At 59.3% G+C, this 1,425-nt stretch carries 1 protein-coding gene; it reads left to right on the plus strand.

Annotation, left to right across the window (positions count from 1 at the left end):
- The coding region (gene acs / locus JXR15_RS21030) for an acetate--CoA ligase (RefSeq protein ID WP_422055151.1) at positions 1-1,425 on the plus strand (1,425 nt) is incomplete at both ends.

The following is a 1,425-nucleotide window of genomic DNA, read 5'->3' on the forward strand; positions in this document are numbered from 1 at the left end:
AGATGTACGCTGCATCGATGTCTGATCCTGAGGGGTTTTGGCGCGAGCATGGTCAGCGTGTGGATTGGATCAAACCTTACACCAAGGTGAAAAACACCTCCTTTGCGCCGGGCAATGTGGACATCAAATGGTTTGAGGACGGCACACTCAACGTCGCCGCCAACTGTATTGACCGCCATCTGGAAACCCGCGGCAATCAGGCCGCGATTATCTTTGAACCGGATGATCCCAACGAGCCAGCCCAGTCGATCACCTATGCGGATCTGCACCGCCGTGTCTGCCGCTTTGCCAATGTGCTCGAAGAGATGGGCGTGCGCAAAGGCGACCGCGTGGTGATCTACCTGCCGATGATCCCGGAAGCCGCCTATGCCATGCTGGCCTGTGCCCGCATCGGCGCGATCCACTCGATTGTGTTTGCCGGCTTCTCGCCTGACGCCCTCGCTGCCCGGATCAACGGCTGTGACGCCAAAGTGGTCATTACAGCTGACTCCGCCCCACGTGGCGGCCGCAAAACCGCGCTCAAGTCCAACACCGATGCTGCCTTGCTGCACACCAAAGACACCGTCAAGTGCCTGGTGGTGAAGCGCACCGGCGATCAGACCACCTGGATTGACGGCCGCGACTATGACTACAATGAGATGGTCATGGAGGTGGGTGACTACTGCAAACCTGCTGAAATGAACGCCGAAGATCCGCTGTTTGTGCTCTACACCTCCGGCTCCACCGGTCAGCCCAAAGGCGTGGTGCACACCACCGGCGGCTATCTGGTTTATGCGTCGATGACGCATCAATACACCTTTGATTACAAAGACGGCGACATCTTCTGGTGTACGGCGGATGTGGGCTGGGTCACCGGCCACAGCTACATCGTTTATGGCCCGCTGGCCAATGGCGCCACCACGGTGATGTTTGAAGGCGTGCCCACCTATCCGGATGCCAGCCGCTTCTGGCAGGTCTGTGAAAAGCACCGGGTGAACCAGTTCTACACCGCGCCCACCGCGCTGCGCGCCCTGATGGGGCAAGGCAATGAATACGTAGAGAAATGTGATCTGAGCAGCCTGCGCATCCTTGGCACCGTGGGGGAACCGATCAACCCGGAAGCCTGGACCTGGTACAACGACGTGGTCGGCGGCGGCCGCTGCCCCATCGTGGACACCTGGTGGCAAACCGAGACCGGCGGTCACATGATGACACCACTGCCGGGCGCCCATGCCACCAAGCCTGGCGCGGCGATGAAGCCGTTCTTTGGCGTGAACCCAGTGGTGCTCGACCCGCAGTCCGGCGAAGAGATCACCGGCAATGATGTCGAAGGGGTGCTTTGCATCCAGGACAGCTGGCCGGGTCAAATGCGCACGGTTTATGGCGATCACGAGCGCTTTGAAAAGACCTATTTCTCTGACTACAAAAACTACTACTTTGCGGGTG

Origin of the sequence: Shimia sp. (assembly GCF_049116215.1) — a bacterium.
Taxonomy (GTDB): Bacteria; Pseudomonadota; Alphaproteobacteria; order Rhodobacterales; family Rhodobacteraceae; genus Shimia.